The sequence below is a fragment of the Aequorivita xiaoshiensis genome (assembly GCF_022008395.1).
In the GTDB taxonomy this organism is placed as follows: domain Bacteria; phylum Bacteroidota; class Bacteroidia; order Flavobacteriales; family Flavobacteriaceae; genus Aequorivita; species Aequorivita xiaoshiensis.
This window is the reverse complement of sequence record NZ_JAIRBB010000074.1, coordinates 1-415: the sequence shown is the minus strand read 5'-3', so window position 1 is coordinate 415 and position 415 is coordinate 1. Positions and strand designations below refer to the sequence as shown.

Annotated in this window: 1 tRNA gene; it reads right to left on the bottom strand. The window is 39.8% G+C overall.

The window, feature by feature from the left end:
• Nucleotides 1-321 precede the first annotated feature (321 nt).
• A tRNA-Ile gene (locus tag K8344_RS14035) sits at nucleotides 322-395 on the bottom strand.
• Nucleotides 396-415: the final 20 nt, after the last annotated feature.

Here is a 415-nt window from a genome sequence, read left to right as displayed (position 1 = left end):
TAATTCCCCATTTTTTGAAATTCAGAATTATGAATTCAGAATTACGAATAATGAAGTAATCTCGCTTCAACTTCTAAAATTTCCTTTCAATATGTATTTATGAACGTATATTTCCGAAGAAATAACTCTCCTTTAAACTTAAATCTCGATACTAAATCTCGATTTCGTAGTCTCAGGCAGACTCCCTTCGATGCGTCGCTCTGGCGACTTACTCAGGATAAACTTCTCGTCTATCTTCGACTTGTAGTCTCAGGCAGACTTCCTTCGATGCGTCGCTCTAGCGACTTACTCAGGATAAACTTCTCGTCTATCTTCGACTTGTAGTCTCAGGCAGACTCGAACTGCCGACCTCTACATTATCAGTGTAGCGCTCTAACCAGCTGAGCTATGAGACTGTGCTTTATTAGAGAAAAGA